1 protein-coding gene and 1 pseudogene are annotated in these 2,902 nt (G+C 33.5%); one reads left to right on the top strand and one right to left on the bottom strand.

The window, feature by feature from the left end; translation table 11 throughout:
- Window positions 1-278, top strand: a pseudogene (locus Q0929_RS08880) (hypothetical protein); the annotation flags it as partial.
- Window positions 279-516: 238 nt separating this feature from the next.
- Here Q0929_RS08880 and uvrB read toward each other — a convergent pair.
- Complete coding sequence (uvrB, locus tag Q0929_RS08875) at window positions 517-2,508, bottom strand: excinuclease ABC subunit UvrB (protein WP_299240090.1); 1,992 nt, start codon at window positions 2,506-2,508, stop codon at window positions 517-519.
- Between the last annotated feature and the right edge of the window lie 394 nt (window positions 2,509-2,902).

Raw genomic sequence — 2,902 nt, 5'->3', positions numbered from 1 at the left:
TTAAAGACGAGCTTACCAAGGAGCTTGCTACAAAGGCTGATATTGATATGGTATATCAAAAATTAGAATTGTTAAAGACCGAGCTTGAAGCTAAGATAGAAATAAGTCATAAAGAGCTTGAAGCTAAGATAGACAAAGAAGTGTTAAAATTGCAGAATGACATACAGAAGCTTGATAAGAAGTTTACGACTATGTTTATAATTTTGGCTTTTTTGATTATTTTCATAAACAAAGATGCAATAGAGCTTATAATTAAGCTGCTGCCGTTTGCGAAATAATTGTTTATCTGTAGTAATAAAAGTTATGCATCGAGCGAGAAATTCGTTATAAGTAGGAGATTCTTCACAACTGCAGAATAATAAGTAAGCTGTTAACATACAAAGTATAAAGGCAATTCGTGAATTACTTCTACTTTCTTTGTCAGGCTGAAAACGTACAACCGAGAGTCTTCTTAAACTCTATGAAAATCACTAATTTCTCGCCAAGGTATCATAGTTATCTATAAATCTAATTTATTTATCCAATAACTGTTGCTAATTTCTTTAATTTTTCAAGTTGGTCTCTAATTTCTGCTGCTTTTTCAAACTCCCAATTTTTAGCATAGTCCCACATCTGCTTTTCAAGCTGTTCAATCTTTTTCATTAAATCTTCTTCTGAGTTTATATCATCCGGTAGCTGGTTGTATATTTCAAGTATTCCAAGCTCTTCTAAGGAGATTAAGTCTTTTACTTCTTTTGACACAGTTTTTGGAATTATTCCATGTTTTTTATTGTACTCTTCTTGAATTTTTCTTCTTCTGTTTGTCTCTTCTATTGTCTCAATCATTGCCGGCGTTAGTTTATCAGCGTATAAAATAGCTTTTCCGTTTACGTTTCTTGCCGCTCTTCCGATGGTTTGAATTAATGCTGTCTTAGACCTTAAAAATCCCTGCTTATCTGCATCAAGCACTGCAACTAAGGATACTTCTGGCATATCAAGACCTTCTCTTAATAAGTTTACACCAACAATCACATCATATTTTCCTTCTCTAAATTCTTTTATTATCTTTACCCTCTCTATCGTGTCTATTTCTGAATGGAGGTATATTGCCTTTATTTCTCTTTCTGTCAGATAATCTGCTAAATGTTCTGCCATTTTTTTGGTTAGTGTGATGACAATTGCTCTTTCGTCCCTTTCTTTGACTTTCCATATTTCATTGATTAAATCATCTATTTGACCTTCGGTTTTTTTGACTTCTATTATTGGGTCAAGCAAGCCTGTTGGTCTGATTATCTGCTCAACTATTACACCTTTTGACCTTTTGATTTCCCAATCTGCCGGCGTTGCAGATACGTAAATTGCTTTTTGTATTTTTTGTACAAATTCTTCAAACTTTAAAGGTCTGTTATCGTAGGCTGATTTCATTCTCCAACCATATTTAACAAGGTTTTCTTTTCTTGAAAAGTCTCCGTTATACATTGCTTTTATCTGCGGAATTGTAACGTGAGACTCATCTACTATAAGTAAAAAATCTTCCGGAAAGTAATCAATGAGAGTATAAGGTGGTTCTCCTGGCTTTCTGCCATCGAAGTATCTTGAATAGTTTTCTATTCCTTTACACGTTCCAAGCTCAAGCATCATTTCTATATCGTAATTTGTCCTTTGCCAAAGCCTGTTTGCTTCTATCTCTTTTCCTGCTCTTCTAAACTCTTCTACTTCTATCTCTAAATCTTTTTGTATCTGTTTTATAGCCTCTAACATATCAGGTCTTGGTATAACATAGTGACTTGCCGGAAAGATAACAGTTCTATCAAGTTTTCTTTTTACATCTCTATTAAAAATATCTATTTCTAATATACTTTCTATTTCATCACCAAAAAATTCAACTCTTACGATAATGTCTTCTGTGTATGCCGGTAAGATTTCAACTGTATCACCTTTTACTTTAAACGTTCCTCTTTTTAATGAAAAGTCATCCCTCTGATATTGAAGTTCTACCAATTTTCTTAAAAGTGTTTGTCTGTCTATTTCCATCCCAACGTAAAGTTGCAATCTTAACTTTTCATAAAATTCTGGCGTTCCAAGTCCGTATATGCAGGATACAGAAGCTACTACAATCGTATCCGGTCTTTCTATCAGACTTCTTGTTGCTGAGTGTCTTAGCCTGTCTATTGCATCGTTGATTGCACTGTCTTTTTCTATATAAAGGTCTTTTTGTGGAATGTAGGCTTCCGGTTGGTAATAATCGTAGTAAGACACAAAGTATTCAACAGCATTATCAGGAAACAGCTCTTTTATTTCTCTGTAAAGCTGTGCTGCTAAGGTTTTGTTATGAGATAGTATCAAGGTTGGTCTTCCGTATTTTTCAATAAGGTTGGCTATGGTAAAGGTCTTACCTGTTCCTGTTGCACCAAGCAAGACCTGCTCGTTTACACCTGAAATAAGATTTTCATAAAGCTGTTTTATAGCTTTTGGCTGGTCTCCGGTAGGCTTAAAGTTTGATTTTAGATTGAATATTTTTTTACTCATAAAAATAATTTATACTAATTTTGGATTAATTCAAATTTTGGATACGTTGGGCGATAAATTTAATAAAAATCATGAGATTCTTCGCTTCGCTCAGAATGACAAATAAGGTAATTGTTAACATGCTTTCACTTTTTCTGTCATCGTATATTAAATATACCAAAAATTTTTAAACTTTAAGAGAATAAGTTTTACTAATAATTACAGACATGAGAGAAAAAAGGAAGGACAGATCAAGTTTCTGTCATTGGTCTTTTAAGACCGCTCAGAATGTTTTAGACTGTCCTTCCTACAACTTCCTAAAGCCTGAATCAGAACATTAGGCTTTTAAGCCTGTATTGATTACGATGATAGGTTATCAGGAAGTTTCTCCCATGTCAAGTATTTTATGAAAGGA

Origin of the sequence: Sulfurihydrogenibium sp., assembly GCF_028276765.1 — a bacterium.
Classification (GTDB): Bacteria; Aquificota; Aquificia; order Aquificales; family Hydrogenothermaceae; genus Sulfurihydrogenibium.
This window is presented reverse-complemented; position numbering and strand designations above follow the sequence as displayed.

Excerpts from the sequence above, each read along its gene's own strand:
- uvrB (WP_299240090.1), bottom strand. The coding sequence starts at position 2,508 with ATGAGTAAAAAAATATTCAATCTAAAATCAAACTTTAAGCCTACCGGA.